The 16,091-nt window shown below is 65.7% G+C and carries 17 protein-coding genes and 1 pseudogene; 7 read left to right on the top strand and 11 right to left on the bottom strand.

What is annotated here, in order from left to right:
• Positions 1 to 18 precede the first annotated feature (18 nt).
• The gene (locus LB556_RS18675; protein ID WP_224569213.1) at positions 19 to 993 is read left to right on the top strand and encodes a nucleoside hydrolase; all 975 of its coding nucleotides are present in this window, start codon (positions 19 to 21) and stop codon (positions 991 to 993) included.
• 318 nt (positions 994 to 1,311) lie between these two features.
• Here the strand turns inward: LB556_RS18675 and LB556_RS18670 are convergent, their stop codons facing one another.
• Entirely contained in the window at positions 1,312 to 1,914 is a 603-nt protein-coding gene (locus tag LB556_RS18670) for a cupin domain-containing protein (protein ID WP_224569212.1), read from the bottom strand.
• Between the two features lie 114 nt (positions 1,915 to 2,028).
• Positions 2,029 to 2,334 (bottom strand): DUF982 domain-containing protein, encoded by a 306-nt coding sequence (locus LB556_RS18665; protein WP_224569211.1) that lies wholly within the window; start codon positions 2,332 to 2,334, stop codon positions 2,029 to 2,031.
• A gap of 154 nt (positions 2,335 to 2,488) precedes the next feature.
• Between LB556_RS18665 and LB556_RS18660 the strand changes: the two are divergent.
• A pseudogene (locus LB556_RS18660) lies at positions 2,489 to 2,593 on the top strand (protein usg); the annotation flags it as partial.
• A gap of 28 nt (positions 2,594 to 2,621) precedes the next feature.
• Here LB556_RS18660 and LB556_RS18655 read toward each other — a convergent pair.
• From LB556_RS18655 to LB556_RS18645, 3 genes are all read right to left on the bottom strand, one after another.
• Complete coding sequence (locus LB556_RS18655) at positions 2,622 to 3,440, bottom strand: hypothetical protein (protein ID WP_224569210.1); 819 nt, start codon at positions 3,438 to 3,440, stop codon at positions 2,622 to 2,624.
• A gap of 7 nt (positions 3,441 to 3,447) precedes the next feature.
• Complete coding sequence (locus LB556_RS18650; RefSeq protein WP_224569209.1) at positions 3,448 to 4,950, bottom strand: ATP-binding protein; 1,503 nt, start codon at positions 4,948 to 4,950, stop codon at positions 3,448 to 3,450.
• A gap of 291 nt (positions 4,951 to 5,241) precedes the next feature.
• On the bottom strand, positions 5,242 to 5,976 hold the full coding sequence (locus LB556_RS18645) for a glutathione S-transferase family protein (RefSeq protein WP_224569208.1): 735 nt from the start codon (positions 5,974 to 5,976) through the stop codon (positions 5,242 to 5,244).
• Between the two features lie 197 nt (positions 5,977 to 6,173).
• Between LB556_RS18645 and LB556_RS18640 the strand changes: the two genes are divergently transcribed.
• Positions 6,174 to 6,482: a hypothetical protein gene (locus LB556_RS18640; RefSeq protein WP_224569207.1), complete on the top strand. Its 309-nt coding sequence runs from the start codon at positions 6,174 to 6,176 to the stop codon at positions 6,480 to 6,482.
• A gap of 35 nt (positions 6,483 to 6,517) precedes the next feature.
• Here the strand turns inward: LB556_RS18640 and LB556_RS18635 are convergent, their stop codons facing one another.
• The 3 genes from LB556_RS18635 to LB556_RS18625 form a co-directional block, all read right to left on the bottom strand.
• A complete protein-coding gene (locus LB556_RS18635) occupies positions 6,518 to 7,348 on the bottom strand; it encodes an aldo/keto reductase (RefSeq protein ID WP_224569206.1) in 831 nt (276 codons plus the stop codon).
• 87 nt (positions 7,349 to 7,435) lie between these two features.
• Entirely contained in the window at positions 7,436 to 8,068 is a 633-nt protein-coding gene (locus tag LB556_RS18630) for a PQQ-binding-like beta-propeller repeat protein (protein ID WP_224569205.1), read from the bottom strand.
• Positions 8,069 to 8,129: 61 nt separating this feature from the next.
• Positions 8,130 to 9,350, bottom strand: a complete 1,221-nt coding sequence (locus LB556_RS18625) for a helix-turn-helix domain-containing protein (protein WP_224569204.1) — start codon at positions 9,348 to 9,350, stop codon at positions 8,130 to 8,132.
• A gap of 116 nt (positions 9,351 to 9,466) precedes the next feature.
• Between LB556_RS18625 and LB556_RS18620 the strand changes: the two genes are divergently transcribed.
• The 4 genes from LB556_RS18620 (at position 9,467) to LB556_RS18605 (ending at position 11,218) form a co-directional block, all read left to right on the top strand.
• Positions 9,467 to 9,646 (top strand): hypothetical protein, encoded by a 180-nt coding sequence (locus tag LB556_RS18620; RefSeq protein ID WP_224569203.1) that lies wholly within the window; start codon positions 9,467 to 9,469, stop codon positions 9,644 to 9,646.
• The gene (locus LB556_RS18615) at positions 9,643 to 10,392 is read left to right on the top strand and encodes a DUF899 domain-containing protein (RefSeq protein WP_224569202.1); all 750 of its coding nucleotides are present in this window, start codon (positions 9,643 to 9,645) and stop codon (positions 10,390 to 10,392) included. Before LB556_RS18620 ends, LB556_RS18615 begins: the two co-directional genes overlap by 4 nt.
• Positions 10,393 to 10,481: 89 nt before the next feature.
• Positions 10,482 to 10,754 carry a hypothetical protein gene (locus tag LB556_RS18610; protein ID WP_224569201.1) on the top strand — a complete coding sequence of 91 codons (273 nt, stop codon included), beginning with the start codon at positions 10,482 to 10,484 and terminating at the stop codon, positions 10,752 to 10,754.
• A 191-nt stretch (positions 10,755 to 10,945) separates the two neighbouring features.
• Positions 10,946 to 11,218 carry a hypothetical protein gene (locus LB556_RS18605; protein ID WP_224569200.1) on the top strand — a complete coding sequence of 91 codons (273 nt, stop codon included), beginning with the start codon at positions 10,946 to 10,948 and terminating at the stop codon, positions 11,216 to 11,218.
• 36 nt (positions 11,219 to 11,254) lie between these two features.
• On the opposite strand, the gene LB556_RS18600 is transcribed toward LB556_RS18605, so the two are convergent.
• The 3 genes from LB556_RS18600 to LB556_RS18590 are packed head-to-tail and all read right to left on the bottom strand — an operon-like array spanning position 11,255 to position 15,997.
• Positions 11,255 to 12,760: a pyridoxal phosphate-dependent decarboxylase family protein gene (locus LB556_RS18600; protein WP_224569199.1), complete on the bottom strand. Its 1,506-nt coding sequence runs from the start codon at positions 12,758 to 12,760 to the stop codon at positions 11,255 to 11,257.
• Positions 12,760 to 14,298: a hypothetical protein gene (locus tag LB556_RS18595; protein WP_224569198.1), complete on the bottom strand. Its 1,539-nt coding sequence runs from the start codon at positions 14,296 to 14,298 to the stop codon at positions 12,760 to 12,762. The genes LB556_RS18600 and LB556_RS18595 overlap by 1 nt, the downstream gene beginning before the upstream one ends.
• A 40-nt stretch (positions 14,299 to 14,338) precedes the next feature.
• A complete protein-coding gene (locus LB556_RS18590) occupies positions 14,339 to 15,997 on the bottom strand; it encodes a RimK family alpha-L-glutamate ligase (RefSeq protein ID WP_224569197.1) in 1,659 nt (552 codons plus the stop codon).
• Positions 15,998 to 16,091: the final 94 nt, after the last annotated feature.

Genomic DNA, 16,091 nt, shown 5'->3' with positions numbered 1-16,091 from the left:
GGCAAGGGAGATGACATCATGGAAAAGATCATCCTGGACTGCGATCCCGGGCACGACGACGCCATCGCCATCCTGCTCGCGGCGGGGAATCCGAATATCGACCTTCTCGGCATCACCACGGTCTCGGGAAACCACAATGTCGAGAACACCACGCGCAACGCGCTGGCCGTATGCACCGCCTATGGCATCAAGGTGCCGGTGGCAAAGGGCTCGCCCGGCCCGCTCATCGGCGAGCAGGTGCTGGCCGTCGAGATCCACGGCGAAACCGGGCTGGACGGGCCGGAGCTGCCGCCCGCCTCGTTCGAACTCGACAAGCGGCATGCCGTCGACTTCATCATCGACACGGTCATGGCGCACGAGCCGAAGACCGTCACGCTCGTTCCGGTGGGCCCCTACACCAACATCGCGCTCGCCATCCGCAAGGATCCACGCATCATCGGACGCGTGAAACGGGTCGTCGCGATGGGCGGGGCCTACACCCGCGGCAACATCACGCCGGCGGCGGAGTTCAACGTCCATGGCGACCCGGAGGCCGCCGACGTCGTGTTCCGCGCCGATTGGGACGTCACCATGGTCGGCCTCGACCTCACGCACCAGGCGCTGGCCACTCCGGACCTGCAAAACAGGGTGCGCGCCGTCGGCGGCCCGATCGCCAAGTTCATCCTCGATATCTGGGAGTTCATAGCGACCACGCATGGCGGCCTCCTGCAGATCGAGTACCCCGCGATCCATGATGCATGCTGCGTCGCGGCCATGATCGACCCGACCGTCTTCACCACCGAGAAGGCCGATATCCGCGTCGAAATCGCCGGCCGGTGGACCAAGGGCATGACGGTCTGCAATTTCGAGAAGATGGGCGGGATGCACCATTTCGGCGGCACGGCGAGCGAACAGGCCGACTTCCGCCACACCGTGGCGATGAAGCTCGACCATCGGAAATTCTGCGACCTGATCGTCGATGCGCTCGAGCGACTGAGCACAAGCAAGGCGTGACGCTCGCGCCGCCCGCGCGACCTGGCGCGAAACGGGCAGCCGTCCTCGGTTAAAAATCACCTACGTGTGACGAGCAACGGTCAAACCCGCAGAGGCCGGATCGAAAAGAGCCCGCCCCGGCGTCGGCCGAAGGCGGGCACTCTCCGCTTACCAGTCCGTTGTAAAGCACTCGACGGCTCCCAACCTCCAGCGGCCAACTGCGTTCCACCGAAGTGATGACTATTTGTCCGGCCGTGCACTTGGCCTGCTGCTTCGACCGGGCCTGGGGCTCCGGCCGAGGCAGGGCTTGCGCCGGCAACCTCGTCCTCATCGGCGAACTCAGCCTTTCGTCCACGCCGCCAGTAGCGGGCCTTTGCTTCCATGGACCGGGTCCTTGCGCGGACGACCGACCCTGGGGATCGTCACCACCGCCTTGGCGTGATCGGCGGTGGTCGTGCATTCGTCATAAGTACCGGATGGCGGATAGGCGCCAACCACGAGAAAGTCGTCGGACGCGCTGATGCACTGATGCCCGGTGCCGGCAGGGAGAACCGCGACATCGCCGGCCTTAAGCTCCAGCGTTCGACCCTTCTTGCCGCCGAACCTAACCTTCGCCGTGCCCCGCGCCACGCCGAGCACTTCGTGGATACGCGAATGGTAGTGGACATAGTCGTAGATGCCGTTGCGCCAGCTATTCCCCCAGCCATTGGCACCAAAAAGCTCTTCCAGGACGGCCGCGGGATCGAAGTCGTCCGGCAGCCTTACGGCGCCACGATAGACGACCAGCGGCCAGGACGGATGATTGGGCACCAGCCCATCATCCGCAAATCTGAACGCGTTCGCCTTTCGTGACCTGACCAGATCGGCCGCCTGTTTCGTGCCCGGTCTCGCGCCACCGGTCAGCTGTCCATCTGCTTCCTTGATGCTTTGCAGGATGCTCATGACGTCACCTCGCCTCGGGAAATCCAACGCTGAGTGGCCATCGCTGGTTCCGGGCAGCTCCACGCCCCGCCAAAACCGTGGGGCGATGCCTGCACATCGGACGGACCTGCCGTCTCACCCCGCATGCATTTCATTGCCCATCGTCTCACTGCCCAGCGTCGCGGCCGGCGAAGGCGTATTCGGCAGCAATATGTCGTTGCGGCGGGCGAAGGTGACCAGGGTCGCCCGCACCGTTTGCGGGTCGATCTCGCCGGCGATGCCCGCCTTGCAGGCATTGAGGGCAAGGGCATGGGCGCTGTTGCGGTTGGCGGCGGACCAGTCCTGCAACAGCAGGTAGGCGTCCATCACGCTTTCGATCGTCCTCGGAAAGCCCATTCCGACAAGAAGGGTGACCGGTTCTTCAAACTGCCCGCGATTCATGGCTGTACCTCCTCTCGATTGCGCAGGGCCCGCGCCGGACCGGACAGCGAAAAGCGCGGCCCGCCGCGGACAGGGTGAATGGGATTGGTCGCCTTTCGGCGTTCAGCCGCCGACCGATACCTCGGAAACCTCCGACACCTGTTTCGCCGCCAGGGAGCGCGAACTCGAAGGACCGCTTCACTCCGTCCACGTCGCCCACCACCGGCTCATCACCCCATCGCAATGGCAGGCGATCGACGGTGTCATCACCCTCCAGTAAGGGGTGCCGTCGCCGCGCGGGGCTGGCCTCACCAGAAGCCGATGAACGACCTCAATACCGCGGCGGGACCTATTGCCTGTCGCCAGGTTTCGCGAAATCCATGCCGTCCCGTCGCATCGAGCACGTCATCGTCGACGTCACGCATAATTTTGCGCGCATTGCGCCAGCCGATCCTGGCAAGCGCGAATGCCAGATCCGCACGCGTGGCATCGAACGGGCCCTGCTTGGCGGCCGGGTCGGCGGGTCGGTCGATGTCGTTGCTTGCACCGATCGCGTATTGGGGAATCGTCACGGCGGCGCCGGCCGCGAAGGGTGGGGATTGGTCGAGAAAGCGGGAAATCGCACCCAGGCAAAGCGCCGGCGTGGAAACGAGTTGCTCATAGCAGACGAAATGCACCGGCGCGCCGGTGCGGCGCAGCGCCTCCATGGCGAAGTAGAACTGGTTCCAGTAGTCGGCGGGTGTGCGGAACCTGTACTCCATCTGCTTCGGTTGCGTGAAGTCCTGCCTGATTTCGAACGGCTGGTTGAGGAACGGGCCGAGACGCCTGGCCGGCCTGAAGAGGCTGCCGTTCCTGGTGAAACGGAACCAGGACAGAAGCTGGGTAATAGGGTCCTTGCTCATCACGAGGATGGGCAGGTCGCCATATTTCAGCTCGCGCCCGTTCATCAGGGCCGGAAAGACACCATGCTTCCAAAAGCCCTGGTCGAAGACGACGGGCACTTTGAGATGGGTTTCGACCAGGTGCTTGGCGAGATTCGTGCCGGATCGCGGCGTCCCCATGATGCGGACCCGGGCAGCATTGCCGTCAGGCTGCCTTTGCGATCCGCCGGATGCTGAACCCGTCATGGCCTTCTCACAGCGCCAGGCTTCCCTGTTCCGCCCCCTCGGCGTTGGGGTCGCCCGGTGCGGTGGCCCAGGCGAGCTCGACCAGCGTCACCGTGCGCCGGCCGGCGCCGTCGAGCTGGCACACGATGAGGCCCTGTTCCTCGATGTAGGTGAGCAGCCGCCGGGCCCGGCGCATGGAGTGCGAACCATAGGCGCGGGCGATCGCGCCATCGCTCGGGCACGGCCAGCCCTCCTTCGCGGCGCGCGCGATCATCATGAACACGCCCTGCATGTCCTCCGGCAGCAGTGAGGCGCGCACCGAAACATCCCGCCACGCGTCATCCTCGGCCATGTCGGACCCCACCCCGGCGCGGGCGCGTGTCAGCATGCGGCGGAATTCCTGGAGGTCCGGCACCACCGAGGCCAGCCCTTCGATGCGGCAGCGCACGACGAACTCCTGGTAGAGGACGCCGATGACGCGAAATCCCGCATCGGGTTCGGCCAGGATGGCGCGCAGGATGCGGTCCATCCGCTCGCGACGTTCGGCCAGATCCTCGGCGCTGGGCGCGGGTTCGGCCGGTTCGGGGCGAATGTCGCGCGGCGCCGATTTCGCCGCCATCAGCTGCTCCAGCAGATCCGGCGACGCCACCCGGCGCTGCGGCCGTGATGTTTCGGGCGGCGGCGCGGCCAGGATGATGGCGCGGGCATCCTCGAGCGCCGCCTCAGGCAGCGGCATCAGCCTGGGCGTGCCGTTGCGCGGGCTCGTGTCGGTCGGGCCGATGTGCAGGCCGAGCGGGCGGCGCGACAGCGCCGGCCCCAGCGCCATGAACTGCCCGCGCTCCAGATCGCGAAAGGCTTCCGCCTGCCGCCGCTCCATGCCCAGGAGATCGGCCGCGCGCGCCATGTCGATGTCGAGGAAGGTGCGGCCCATCAGAAAATTGGAGGCTTCCGCCGCGACATTCTTGGCGAGCTTGGCCAGCCGCTGCGTGGCGATGATGCCGGCCAGCCCGCGCTTGCGGCCGCGGCACATCAGATTGGTCATGGCGCCGAGCGAGAGCTTGCGCGCCTCGTCCGAAACCTCGCCGGCCACCGCCGGCGCGAAAAGCTGCGCCTCGTCCACCACCACCAGCATCGGGTACCAGTGATCGCGCGCGACCTCGAACAGCCCGCCGAGGAAGGCGGCGGCGCGCCGCATCTGGTTCTCGGCATCGAGCCCTTCCAGATTGAGCACCGTGGAGACACGGTGGATGCGCGCCCGCTCGCCGGCCGCCTGCAGGCCACGCTCGGTATGCTCCTCGGCATCGATCACCAGATGGCCGTAGCGTTCGCCCAGCGAGACGAAATCGCCTTCGGGGTCGATGATGGTCTGCTGCACCCAGGGCGCGCTCTGTTCCAGCAGCCGCCGCAACAAATGCGACTTGCCGGAGCCCGAATTGCCCTGCACCAGAAGGCGGGTCGCCAGCAATTCCTCGAGATCGAGTTTCGCCGGGGCGCCCGCCGTCGTGTGTCCCATCTCGATCGCAACGGTCATGCCAGACTCATCAGCTCCTTCGCAGACGGGCTTACCAACCCGATCGCGGCCCGTCGAGCGGGGCATGGCCGGCGATTCGCGTTGCGCACAGCCCAGAGGATGACGACATGGCCGCCATGAACGGCCGCAAACCGGCAATCCGTCCCCGATTACCGGTCCTCGCCTGTGGATAGTAATCACCTGTTTACCATGGCGGGGCGTTCCGGTTGAAGGCGCCCCCCATCCGCCTAACCTGACCCTGCATCGTGCCCCAACGTGATGCACCCAACGCCCAAATGGCGGCCGGCGTCTTCAAGTTGTCTTTGGTATACGCCGGTCGTCAGTTGTGCCCGTCACCCGCGTTGCATCATGTCGCGGTAGCGGCGGCAAATGCGGTGCGGCCAGACCGTTGAAGGGATCACGCCAGGCGTCGATGGATTCGAGCCGGCGGGACCAGTGCGCCACGGCTGGATAATCGTCGAGCGGCAGGCCGGCGACATCGTTGAAGGGCAAGAAGGTCGCCATGCGGAAATCGGCATAGGAGACCGAATTGCCGGCAAGCCATTGCCGGTCGGTCAGCACCGCCTCCAGGATGGCGGCGGCCTTGCGGAACTCCGCAAATCCCTCCGCGATTTTTTCCGGATCGATCGGGCCGATGTGATAGCGCTGCTTGGTGCCGCGCTCGAAATGCACCATGTCGCAGGCCCGCACGAAATTCTCCTTGCCCCAGCTCAGCCATCGGATCATGTCGGGCTCGGCTTGGCCGCCGCGCCAGAAATCCGACCGCATGTCGCGCGACAGACGGCACGCGATGGCGTCGGCCTCCCACAGGCTGCCGCCGGGCCAAACCAGTATGGGCAGGGAAAGGTTGGGATTGAGCGGCCGGAATCGCTCCGCCTGCCCAGGCGCGAACGGCGACGCGGCTTCGAAGGTCACCCTCGCCCCGAGATGGCGCGCCACCGCGACCGCCAGGCGCGGATTGGGGTTGCGGCTGAAGAACAGTTTGACTTCGCCCCCGGCCGGCATCGGCTCGACCCTGTCACTCATGAATGCCTCTCCTTGTCCAGGCGACCATCGCCAGACCGAGGACGGATGCGGCTGGTGCAATCCGACAAATCATACATTCCCGGCAGACCGGGTGGTACCAGCAGCCCATCGAAACCGCACGGGTCGTGCAAAGTTTGGGTTGACCGTCTCCGATGGCGAGGCGACACTCGATCCCACGGCAAGACAGGAGGAAAAAGATGGACGAGCCCGACCGCTGGCGCCACATGTCGAACGCGCCGAAAGACGGCAGCCGGATCCTCGTTACGGTCCGCCCGTCCGAACAGGGGCCGGCGGAAGTCGACCTCGCCTACTGGTCGCGCGCCGATCAGTTCGGCGACGAAGGCTGGCGCGCCTCCGATTCCTCGCCCGGCCGGATCGTCGAATACGCCGAGCCGGAGCTGAAGTGCTGGATGCCGATGCCTTCGGCCAATCTCAGCCGCGGCGCCTCGATGCCGGCGCCATGGGAAGGCGACGATGCGCAACAACTGGACGGGTCGGGGATTTAGGGCAATTTCAGGCCCACGTCGTGGGGCCCGTCCTCTCAGAACAAAAAGGCCGCCGTCGCCGGATCCGGACCGCCGCGGCCGTCGGCCGAATCCATGCCGCCGATCGTCTCGAGGTCCTGCGCGTCCAGTTCGAAATCGAAGACGTCGAAATTGGCGGCGATGCGGTCCTGGCGGACCGACTTCGGGATGACGACCAGCCCTTGCTGGAGGTGCCAGCGGATCATCGTCTGGGCGGCGGACTTGCCGTGTTTGCGGGCGATGCCTGATATGGTCGGGTCGCTCAGCAGGCGGCCGCTGCCCAATGGACTCCAGCTTTCCGTTTGGATGTCGTGCCGGGCGTGAAACGCCCTGAGATCGCGCTGCTGGAAGCGCGGGTGCAGCTCGACCTGGTTGACGACGGGCGTCACGCCCGTCTCGCCGATGATGCGCTCCAGATGATCCTTGTTGAAATTCGAAACGCCGATCGACTTGATGCGCCCGGCCTGCTTCAGCTCGATCAGCGTCTTCCAGGCCTCGACATATTTGTCCTGGCTGGGCACCGGCCAGTGGATCAGGAACAGGTCGAGCTGCTCGACGCCGAGCTTCCGCATCGTGTCGTCGAAGGCACGAAGGGCCGCGTCGCGCTGGTGGGCGCCGTTGCGCAGCTTCGAGGTGATGAACAGCTCGCTTCCCGGCACGCCGGCCGCACGGATCGCCTCGCCGACTCCTTCCTCGTTCTGATACCCCTGCGCGGTGTCGATCAGCCGGTAACCGGCCTCGATCGCCCAGCCCACCACCTGCGCGGTGATGTCGTGATCGACCTGCCACACGCCAAGGCCAAGCTGGGGAATGGCGGCGCCGTCCTTCAAGGTGATCTGTTCGGGCATGGGAGCGTCCTTTTGCGGGGAATGGTCCAGCCTATCTAGGCTCGGCATCCCGCAACGGCCAGTCGCTGGCGGAGAATTCGTGGCCGCTCATTTCGGCCGGCGCACCGCCCTCACCACGCCGGCATTTCCGCTGCCGCAGAAGAGGCGGTCGCCGCCATCGGATTCCAGACCCGAGACGCCCATGCCGGCAGGCATGTCGAGCTTTTCCAGAACCTTGCCGGTGCGTGGGTCGATCCGGCGCAGGTCGCTGTCGTCGCCCTCCCAGGTGGCGTGCCACAATTCGCCCTCGACCCAGGTCACCCCGGTGACGAAACGGTTGGATTCGATGGTGCGCAGGATCGCTCCGGTCTCGGGATCGATCTGGTGGATCTTGCGCTCCCGGTGCTGCCCCACCCACAGCGTGCCCTCGGCCCAGGTCAGGCCGGAATCGCCGCCATTGCCGGGGGCGGGAATGGTGGAAAGCACCTCGCCCGTGTCGGGATCGATCTTCTGGATACGGTCCTTGGCGAGCTGGAAGAAATGCCGGCCGTCATAGGCGGTGCCGGCGTGAGCCGCGACATCGATCGAACGCAACGCCTGCCCGCTCTGCGGATCGAAGGCATTCAGCCTGTCGCCGGAGGCAAACCAGACGTTGGTGCCGTCGAAGCTCACCCCGGCCACCGTATTGGCACCGGGAAAGGGTCCATATTCCCTCAGGATTTCGGCCGCTGAATGTTTCATGTCCTGTCCTCGATCGTGGTCGTCATCCCGCTGGCCCTTGCAGGCCGGCCTCACCTGAACCTTAGCCGTTCGGCAGCGGGGCCGGGAGTAACAAGGTGGTCGTGAAACCCGCCACCGGCGGCGTCATCCAGCGACGCGCCCGGCCATGGCCGAAGGATTGCACCTTGCCGGCCTCGGCAAGCGGCTCGAGCGCCCGCTGCACGCTGCGTTGGCCGGTTCCAAGCGCCAGCGCCAGGGCCGAACTCGACCAGGCCTCGCCATCGGCCAGCAAGGCAAGCACGGCCGCGTGCCGCTCCTCGATCGGCCGCGCCAGCACCATCACCGGGCGCGCCTCGCGCGGCGCCAGCGTGAAGCCACTCTTGGTGGCACTGATGCCGGCCAGCGCGCGAAGCTCGGCGCGAAGCCGCCCGATCTCGACGCGCAGGCGCGCGCGATGCGATTCGTCGGCATGCCTGCCGCCGAAGGCCCGCGCCACGAGATCCCCCCGCGAAACGTCCCCGGGCCATGCCTCTGCGAGCGTCCGCGCCAGCGAAAACAACACTGGCCGGTTCGCCAGCGAAATCGTGACTCCGCCGCCGCGCACGCAGTAGCGGAAAGCATCGACGACCAGCGCCGGCGATCCCTGCAACGCCTCGACCTCTTCCAGCAACAGCGGTCGTTCCCGACCCTGGGCGATCAGCCGCGCCGCGGGCGTCTCCAGTGCCAGCCACGCGCTGTCGACCTCCGCGACAAGGCCCGGAATGCCGGCCTTGCGGGCGGCATGGCGTGCCCATTCCAGCGCCGCGCGCGCCGGCCTGGTCCGCAGGCGCCGCATGGCGATGCCGGCGACGGCGAGCTCGTGCGCGGCCCTGGCCGCCGGCGGAAGGGGCGCCGGGTCCAGCCCGGCCAGCACATGCTCGGCCTCGTCGAGGCGGCCGATCAAGAGCAGGCGCCGCACCTTGAGGTGGCCGGCATGGGCCGCGTTCAAGCTGTCGCCATGCTTTTCCAGTGCCGTGCGGGCCGCGTCGAGCGCCTTGGCCGGCCAGCCCAGATCGCGCGAGACCAGTGCGATCTCGGCCTCGGCGACGACGCATCTGGCGCGCGCGACCGCCTCTTTCGGTGTGAAGGCACGCGCGGCCCGCCGCAACAAGAGCTTGGCGCGATCGAAGTCGCCGAGCTGCGCCATGGCGATGCCGCGCAGCGCCAGTGCCGGCGCATCCTCGCGCAGGGCGACGCGATCGAGCGCGCCGAGCGGATCGCCGGCAGCCAGCGCCAGCGCTGCCGCGGTGATCAGCGAGTCCATGCAAATCCCGTCACACTTGTAACTCCCACCTCGGCACCGCGCGCCCCTAACTTACGTCAGTACCGTCAACCAGCAAGTCGTGCCGGCAATGACGGCACGCAAGGGAGAACCAGAAAATGCCTGCCTCCACCGACCTCGATTTCGACATGCCGAGCGATACGGCCAAGCAGCCCGGACGCCACCCCTGCTGCGCCGCGCCGGACCTTTCGGATCCCGCCGCGCCCGCGGCAACCCGGCATCCCCAGGCAACAACACACCGCAACGACGCCATCACCGACAAAGGAGAAGACCAATGACCGAGCACATGACGATGAAGACCCCGCCGATCGTTTCACGGCAGGACTGGGAAGCCGCGCACGAAAAGATGCTGGTGAAGGAGAAGGCGACAATGCGCGCCAAGGACGCGCTGTCGGCCGAACGCCGGCGCATGCCGTGGACGGAAGTGGACAAGGCCTATGTCTTCGAGGGTCCCGACGGCAAGGCGAGCCTGCTCGACCTCTTCGAAGGCCGCCGCCAGTTGATCGTCTACCGCGCCTTCTTCGAGCCGGGCGTCTATGGCTGGCCGGACCACGCCTGCCGCGGCTGCTCGCTCGGCGCCGACCAGGTCGGCCACCTCGCTCATCTCAACGCCCGCAACACGACGCTCGCCTACGCCTCGCGCGCGCCTCAGCCCGACATTGCGCGGCTGAAGCAGCGGATGGGCTGGGAAATTCCCTGGTACACGATCACCGACAGCTTCGACAAGGATTTCGGCGTCGACGAATGGCACGGCCACAACGTGTTCATCCGTGACGGGAGCCGCGTCTTCCGCACCTATTTCATCAACAACCGCGGCGACGAGGCGATGGGCACGGTGTGGAGTTATCTCGACGTCACTCCGCTCGGCCGCCAGGAAGCCTGGGAGGATTCGCCCGAAGGCTATCCCCAGACGCCGCTCTACAGCTGGTGGAACTGGCACGACAATTACGATGCCGGGGCGGACAAGAAATGGGCGGAAGTCTCTGCTGCCGGAGAGGCCGCGTTCCGGAACAAGGCCGAGTAGTACGGCCCTGACGGGAAAACCCACCTCTCCCGCGCCCTTGGCGGGGGAGAGGACCCCAAGGACAAGGCGCAACATCAAGGGTAGAAACCATGAGCGACATCCACCCACGCGCCGACGGCACCGTTCCTGAAACCACGGGAGCCTCGCGCATCGCCGACTGGCTGTGTCTCGCCGCGGCGCCAACCTTTGCGCTGATGGCCCTGCTCTCCTGTCTTCAAGGTGGTGACGCAGCCATGCTGTGCATGGGCGCCTCGCCGCTCTCCGGGCCGACCCTGACCGGAATGCCGGCCATGTATCTCATGATGAGCGCCTTCCACCTCGCTCCCTGGCTGCGGGTGATCTCCGGCCGGCAGGTCCAATAGACCCCGAGCCCCGCATCGACATCCCCGCACATCGGAGAAGACAATGAAGCTGGTCAGGCCGGGATCTCGCAACGCCGTATAAGCAATAGCTAATTGACAGCGTCGGGGAAACGGCGCTCAGTGCTTGCACAGGTGGATCGCAGCATCAGGCGGGCGATTTCGGCCGCCGGCGTCACCTTAGGGAGGATGCCATGCCGACAATCATTGGCCATCACGACATCACGAAGGACACCAAGCACTGGCTCGGTTCGCCCAGGCGCAAGGAGCTTTTCGGCTCGCTTGGGATCACCAACATCCGTACCTTCGTCGATCCGCAGAACCCGAAACGCGTGGCCGTGATGATGGACGTTCCCGACATGGACGCCCTGGCGGCAACGATGAAGAGCAAGCAGGCCGCCGACGCCATGGCGTTCGACGGCGTCGTCCCGGAATCGCTGGTGATCCTGGTCGAAGCGAAGCCTTAGCCGCACCCGGCAACCCCGCTGTCGGCGCCGCGTCAATCACGATGACGAGCGACGGTCACCGGGCGGGAGAAAGCGGCGATCGGCCAGATACCTGTCGAGAGTATCCAGGAACCCGTCAATGTCGGCCTCTGTGGTGCGATGGTTGACGATGGCGCAGCGCACGACCAGCTCGCCGTCGAGGGTTGTCCACGAAGGCGCGGCAAGACCGGATTCCTGAAGATCCAGCACCAGGTTGCGGGTGAACTCAGAGTCCGCCCCGCGAATGCCGAAACAGACGATGTTGAGCGCCACGGGCGCCTTCAGCTGGAATGCCGGATGGCGCTCCAGAGCTTCGGCGAGATGGCGGGCGAGCATGCAGGTGTGTGCTATCGAGCCGCCGATGCGATCGGTTCCCAGCGCTTCGATCGTCATCCATGTTTTCAGGGCGCGGAACCCGCGCGACAGGTCGGGACCGAGATCGCATGGCCAGGTTTCGCCGGCGGCGAGCCCGCGGTCGCCACGCTGCAGATAGGCGGCGGGCTGGGCGAACGTGCGCTTCTGGGCATCGCCGTCGCGCACCAGCAGGAAGCCGGCATCGTAGGGAACCTGGCCCCATTTGTGGAAATCGAGCGCCACCGATGCGGAACTTTCGATGCCCGCGAACAGGTCGCGCAGCGAATCCGACAGCACGGCCAGTGCACCGATTGCGCCATCGACATGAAACCAGAGTTTCTCCCTTGACGCGATTTCCGCGATTTCGGCGAGCGGATCGATTGCCCCGGTGTTTACCGTCCCCGCAGTGCCCACGACCAGGAACGGCAGAAGTCCCTTCGCCCGATCTTGCCCGATAGCGTCGCGCAATGCGCCGGGCAGCATTCTTCCGGCATCGTCGACTGCGACAGTCCTCAGATTTGCCGATCCGATGCCGGACAACTGCATTGCCTGCGCGATGCAGGAATGGGCCTCGGCGGAGGTGTAGGCGACGAGCTGGCGGTCGCAGTTGCGAAGGCCGGTTTCGCGCACCGACTGGCCCAGCGCCTCGGTCTTGGCGATCGTCACCGCGACGAAGTTTGCCATTGACGAGCCGGTGAGGAACAATCCGCTTGCGCCACAGGGATAGCCGAGGGCCTCGCTCATCCAGCGCACGATCTGCTGTTCGACGACCAGACCGGCGTGGTCGCGGCCGCCGCAATTCATGTTCAGGCCGCCGGCGACGATTTCCGCCACCATGCCGATCGGCGTGCCCGCGCCATGAACCCATCCCATGAACAACGGATGCAGGTTGCCGGTCGCGAACGGCATGATGTGCGTGCGCACGTCATCCAGGACATCGCCCAGGTCGCGCGGCCGGTTCGGCAGCGGGCGGGCAAACCGCTCGCGCGCTTCATCGCTCGGCCGCTGCCATACAGGTCTTTGCCTGATCGTCTCGATGTGGGCGATCATGTCGTCCAGCAAGCCGTGCGCGATCTCGCGGAACTGGCCCCAGTCCGATGGGTCGAGGCTGGCCGAGGTCTCGGCTGCAACCGTTGCCGCCACGCGTTCCTGCGTGATCGCCCGCGCCATCAGGCGCCTCGCCGATGGTGAAGCACCGCCGACAATTTGTGAAGCAGGATGTCGAGCCTTGATTCTAACGGGGTAAGGGCTTGGTGCAGCGACTGGCCGGCTGACATCGCCTGGGAAACGCCGATCACATCGACAGCGGAAGCGGCGATGCGCAGAACCGTGCGCGACCCCAGGCGCACGGCTTGTCCGATATGGCAGACCGGGCCTCCATGGAGGCCACGCATCGACAGCTGGATGTCCTGGCACGCCTCGAACGAGGCGAAAGTTCCTGCGCCGGTCATGAGGGTCACCGGGACCATTGCACGGGAGCCGAGGTGGTCGCCCTCATCGTCCTCGTGCAGGGAGATACCTTTCACCGCATCAATTCGAGAGCGCACCGAGCGGACAAACTGCGCCTTGACCAGGCTTTGCCGGGATTCGTCGACCTCCGTATAGCGGTCGAGATGGGCAAGCGCGGCAACCCAGCGCAGACCCAGTCCCAGGTTCAATCCCGACTTGAACTTGAACCTCATCCCTTGGCGGAGGGCCGTGGGCCAGTCCAGCGCGGCGCTGTATTCCGCAAGGCCCGCCGGAATGTCGGATCTCACGGCGAGTTCCTCGGCAAATGCCGGTGGGATGAGCAGAGCGCCGGAAAAAGGCGGGCCGGCGACGAATTTGGACCCGGTCAAGGCCACCATGAAGCCATCCGCCAGGTCCTGCTTCAGTCGCGAGATCGAACCGCGGAACTGGCAGGCATCGACGATAACCCGCACCCGCCCCGGGGCAAGGGCCGCGGCGTGGCGCGCGGCTTGCCGGGTCACGGCCGGCAAACCGGTTTTCGATGTGTCGAGCACATGAACCAGGACATCGCGATCCCGCCTGAGCTCCAGCTCGACGGCAGCGATGATGTCGGCATCGATGTCATGCTGATGGCGAGGCTCGCCCGTCTGGTTGCGGATGGCGATCGTGCGCACCTCGATCCGGCCCGGCGGCAGCCCTTCAAGCGGCGCACCGGCCTCGACGGCACTGCCGAGAGCGGTCAAATCCGAATAATGCGAACCTGCCGCCGCCCGCGGAACGCCGTTCCCCGTTTCATCGGGCGCGACAAGCAGATTGGTCAAGGGGCGCCTGGAAACGCCCACGGTGATGCACAGCGCGAGAAGCTCCGCATCCGTTCCAGAGGCGGCGAGAACGACATGCGCGCCCGCACAGCCAAGATTGCCGGCGATCCGGTCCCGGATGTCGGCGAACCATTGCTCGGAAGCGACGGAGGACGGCGACGCGATATCGGTCAGGCGCGCGAGCTCGGCTCCGGCCGCCAGGTACCCCTCGCGGGAGATATTGCTGGCCGTCGTCGACGAGAATGAGATTTCATCGTCCGCCGGGATTGCCAGCGTGCCATAGCGGTTGCGCCGCGTGATCGCGTCCGGCCAGATGCGCCTGTCGCCGCCTGTCTGGAGCAGGAACGAAACGGACGCCGGCGAATCCGAGCGGTTGCCAACCGTTTCCGGCTCCAAGCCCGTCGGCACCGGCGAGATCCCGCGCTGAATTGCAGGCATGATGGTCTCCGAAGTCAGGGCGGTGGCGAGTTGGTTGCGATCAAAGCGGTTCATTGGCCGCCACGGCACCGGCCAGGTAGGAGATCTGGATGTCGTGGCTGATCAGCGGTTCGAGATCGCTTGCCCGCTGCGTGAATTCCAATCCGCATCGGTCGACATAGGACCGGTCGACGCGTTCGCACCAACCCGGATCGATGATCTTCTCGCCGTCCCAGAAGACGGCATGGCCGGTGTTGGGAACGGTCGGCGAAACCACGCCTATGATGGCGGGCTTGGCCCACAGCATGTAGATGCTGCTGAGCAGGACGAAACCGCATTTGTTGGCGACGCCGCGCATGATCGAATGGCTCATCGGGCCGCCGAGCGGATATGCCGGATCGCAGCCCCGCGCGATGTCCTCGATCTCCTCGTAGGTGCGGCCCGTAAGCATCGCCAGGGCGCAAACCAGGCAGTCGTCGTGCGTTCTCTGGTAGACGGCGGGTTTTCCCGTGTGGGCGCAAACAATCGTCGGGGTCGGCTTTATGCGCGCCACGCGCCGCTCCAGCGCGCCTTCGAATGCTGCGAAGAGCTTGCGCATGGCGTTCTTCTTGTAGGGAAAGATGCTCTCCAAATCCATGGAATGGACGATCATCGCGACATCCGCCTCGAACACCAGCAGGCGGCCGTCGGCGAGCTCGGCGCAATCGATGGCGAAATAGTCGAGCCCGAGGCGCCGGTGAAGGGCGTCGAAGGCACGCGCGTGACGCACCGCGAAGTCGCTGTCGAAATTTGCCATCCACGACGCCTCTTCGGCACGCCTGTCTTCGTGCTGGGTCATGCCGGCGTTCAGGTAGTGAACCATCCAATGCTCGGAGACAGCGAGGTGGCTGGCATAGGGGCGCCCGTTGATGAACGCGACGCGCTGCTTGCGGAATTTGCCATCCGGGCCGCTATAGTCGATGAACGGCGTGATGTAGAATTGGCTTTCGTCGTGCGAATTCAAATAGGCCGAAAGCTCCGGTCGTGTGGAGATCTTCTCCATTCCCTTGCCGGCATGCGTCCCGAACGGTCGGACAATTACCGGAAACGTGGCCGCCCCGAGGATTGCCTCGACCTCGATTTCCCCGCAAGCCAGCCGCTCGATCACGGCCCGACCGGCGCGTGCGGCGGCCGGGGCAAGGATCAAAGGCTCGTCCTTGAGCGCCTCGGCGACGCCGTCCCTCGATAGCGCCATGATGAGGCGTGGCGCGTTGTTCATGATTGGCCCGCTCCAGCCGCGAAGCAAGCGGTCGAGGTTGGCCAGCACCGCCAGATTCTCGGCGGACTCGCCAACCGCCACGAAGGCGACATCATGCACGGGAACATCCCCGAGGTCCGCCGTGTCGGCGTCGACATAGTAGAGCAGCAGGTTCGCATCGGAGTTTTCGAGCAGGAATTCGATGGGCGTGTTGGCCATGAAGTCGCCGGCCGTCATGAAGACAAGCACGTTCGGGCCCGTGCCGCGTCCATTGCGGACCCGGTATTGGCGGCTGATCTCTAGCGCTGCCTTCTGGCTGAGCGCCGCCTTGTCTTCCTCGCCGATGGCATGAAGCAGGATGGATACGTCCAGGAACGCCGCGGCATCGGTGATATCGGCCGAAATGCGCCCGAACAGCCCATTCCACAACGGTGAGATATCCCGCCCCTCGAAGACGGCCCGCACGATGGGCGCCTTGCCCATGATTAGATTCCGGTCGTCGAATGTCTCGATTTGAACTGCCGCGCTTTTCAAGCCCTCAAGCCTTCTGCCACGCGGTGGTTACGGCCGGTTCAGC

Source organism: Mesorhizobium sp. ES1-4 (assembly GCF_020164745.1).
GTDB lineage: Bacteria > Pseudomonadota > Alphaproteobacteria > Rhizobiales > Rhizobiaceae > Mesorhizobium.
The sequence above is the reverse complement of the archived record's forward strand: the minus strand, read 5'-3'. Positions and strand labels throughout refer to the sequence as shown.

Excerpts from the sequence above, each read along its gene's own strand:
- LB556_RS18675 (WP_224569213.1), top strand. The coding sequence starts at position 19 with ATGGAAAAGATCATCCTGGACTGCGATCCCGGGCACGACGACGCCATC.
- LB556_RS18670 (WP_224569212.1), bottom strand. The coding sequence starts at position 1,914 with ATGAGCATCCTGCAAAGCATCAAGGAAGCAGATGGACAGCTGACCGGT.
- LB556_RS18665 (WP_224569211.1), bottom strand. The coding sequence starts at position 2,334 with ATGAATCGCGGGCAGTTTGAAGAACCGGTCACCCTTCTTGTCGGAATG.
- LB556_RS18655 (WP_224569210.1), bottom strand. The coding sequence starts at position 3,440 with ATGACGGGTTCAGCATCCGGCGGATCGCAAAGGCAGCCTGACGGCAAT.
- LB556_RS18650 (WP_224569209.1), bottom strand. The coding sequence starts at position 4,950 with ATGACCGTTGCGATCGAGATGGGACACACGACGGCGGGCGCCCCGGCG.
- LB556_RS18645 (WP_224569208.1), bottom strand. The coding sequence starts at position 5,976 with ATGAGTGACAGGGTCGAGCCGATGCCGGCCGGGGGCGAAGTCAAACTG.
- LB556_RS18640 (WP_224569207.1), top strand. The coding sequence starts at position 6,174 with ATGGACGAGCCCGACCGCTGGCGCCACATGTCGAACGCGCCGAAAGAC.
- LB556_RS18635 (WP_224569206.1), bottom strand. The coding sequence starts at position 7,348 with ATGCCCGAACAGATCACCTTGAAGGACGGCGCCGCCATTCCCCAGCTT.
- LB556_RS18630 (WP_224569205.1), bottom strand. The coding sequence starts at position 8,068 with ATGAAACATTCAGCGGCCGAAATCCTGAGGGAATATGGACCCTTTCCC.
- LB556_RS18625 (WP_224569204.1), bottom strand. The coding sequence starts at position 9,350 with ATGGACTCGCTGATCACCGCGGCAGCGCTGGCGCTGGCTGCCGGCGAT.
- LB556_RS18620 (WP_224569203.1), top strand. The coding sequence starts at position 9,467 with ATGCCTGCCTCCACCGACCTCGATTTCGACATGCCGAGCGATACGGCC.
- LB556_RS18615 (WP_224569202.1), top strand. The coding sequence starts at position 9,643 with ATGACCGAGCACATGACGATGAAGACCCCGCCGATCGTTTCACGGCAG.
- LB556_RS18610 (WP_224569201.1), top strand. The coding sequence starts at position 10,482 with ATGAGCGACATCCACCCACGCGCCGACGGCACCGTTCCTGAAACCACG.
- LB556_RS18605 (WP_224569200.1), top strand. The coding sequence starts at position 10,946 with ATGCCGACAATCATTGGCCATCACGACATCACGAAGGACACCAAGCAC.
- LB556_RS18600 (WP_224569199.1), bottom strand. The coding sequence starts at position 12,760 with ATGGCGCGGGCGATCACGCAGGAACGCGTGGCGGCAACGGTTGCAGCC.
- LB556_RS18595 (WP_224569198.1), bottom strand. The coding sequence starts at position 14,298 with ATGCCTGCAATTCAGCGCGGGATCTCGCCGGTGCCGACGGGCTTGGAG.
- LB556_RS18590 (WP_224569197.1), bottom strand. The coding sequence starts at position 15,997 with ATGGGCAAGGCGCCCATCGTGCGGGCCGTCTTCGAGGGGCGGGATATC.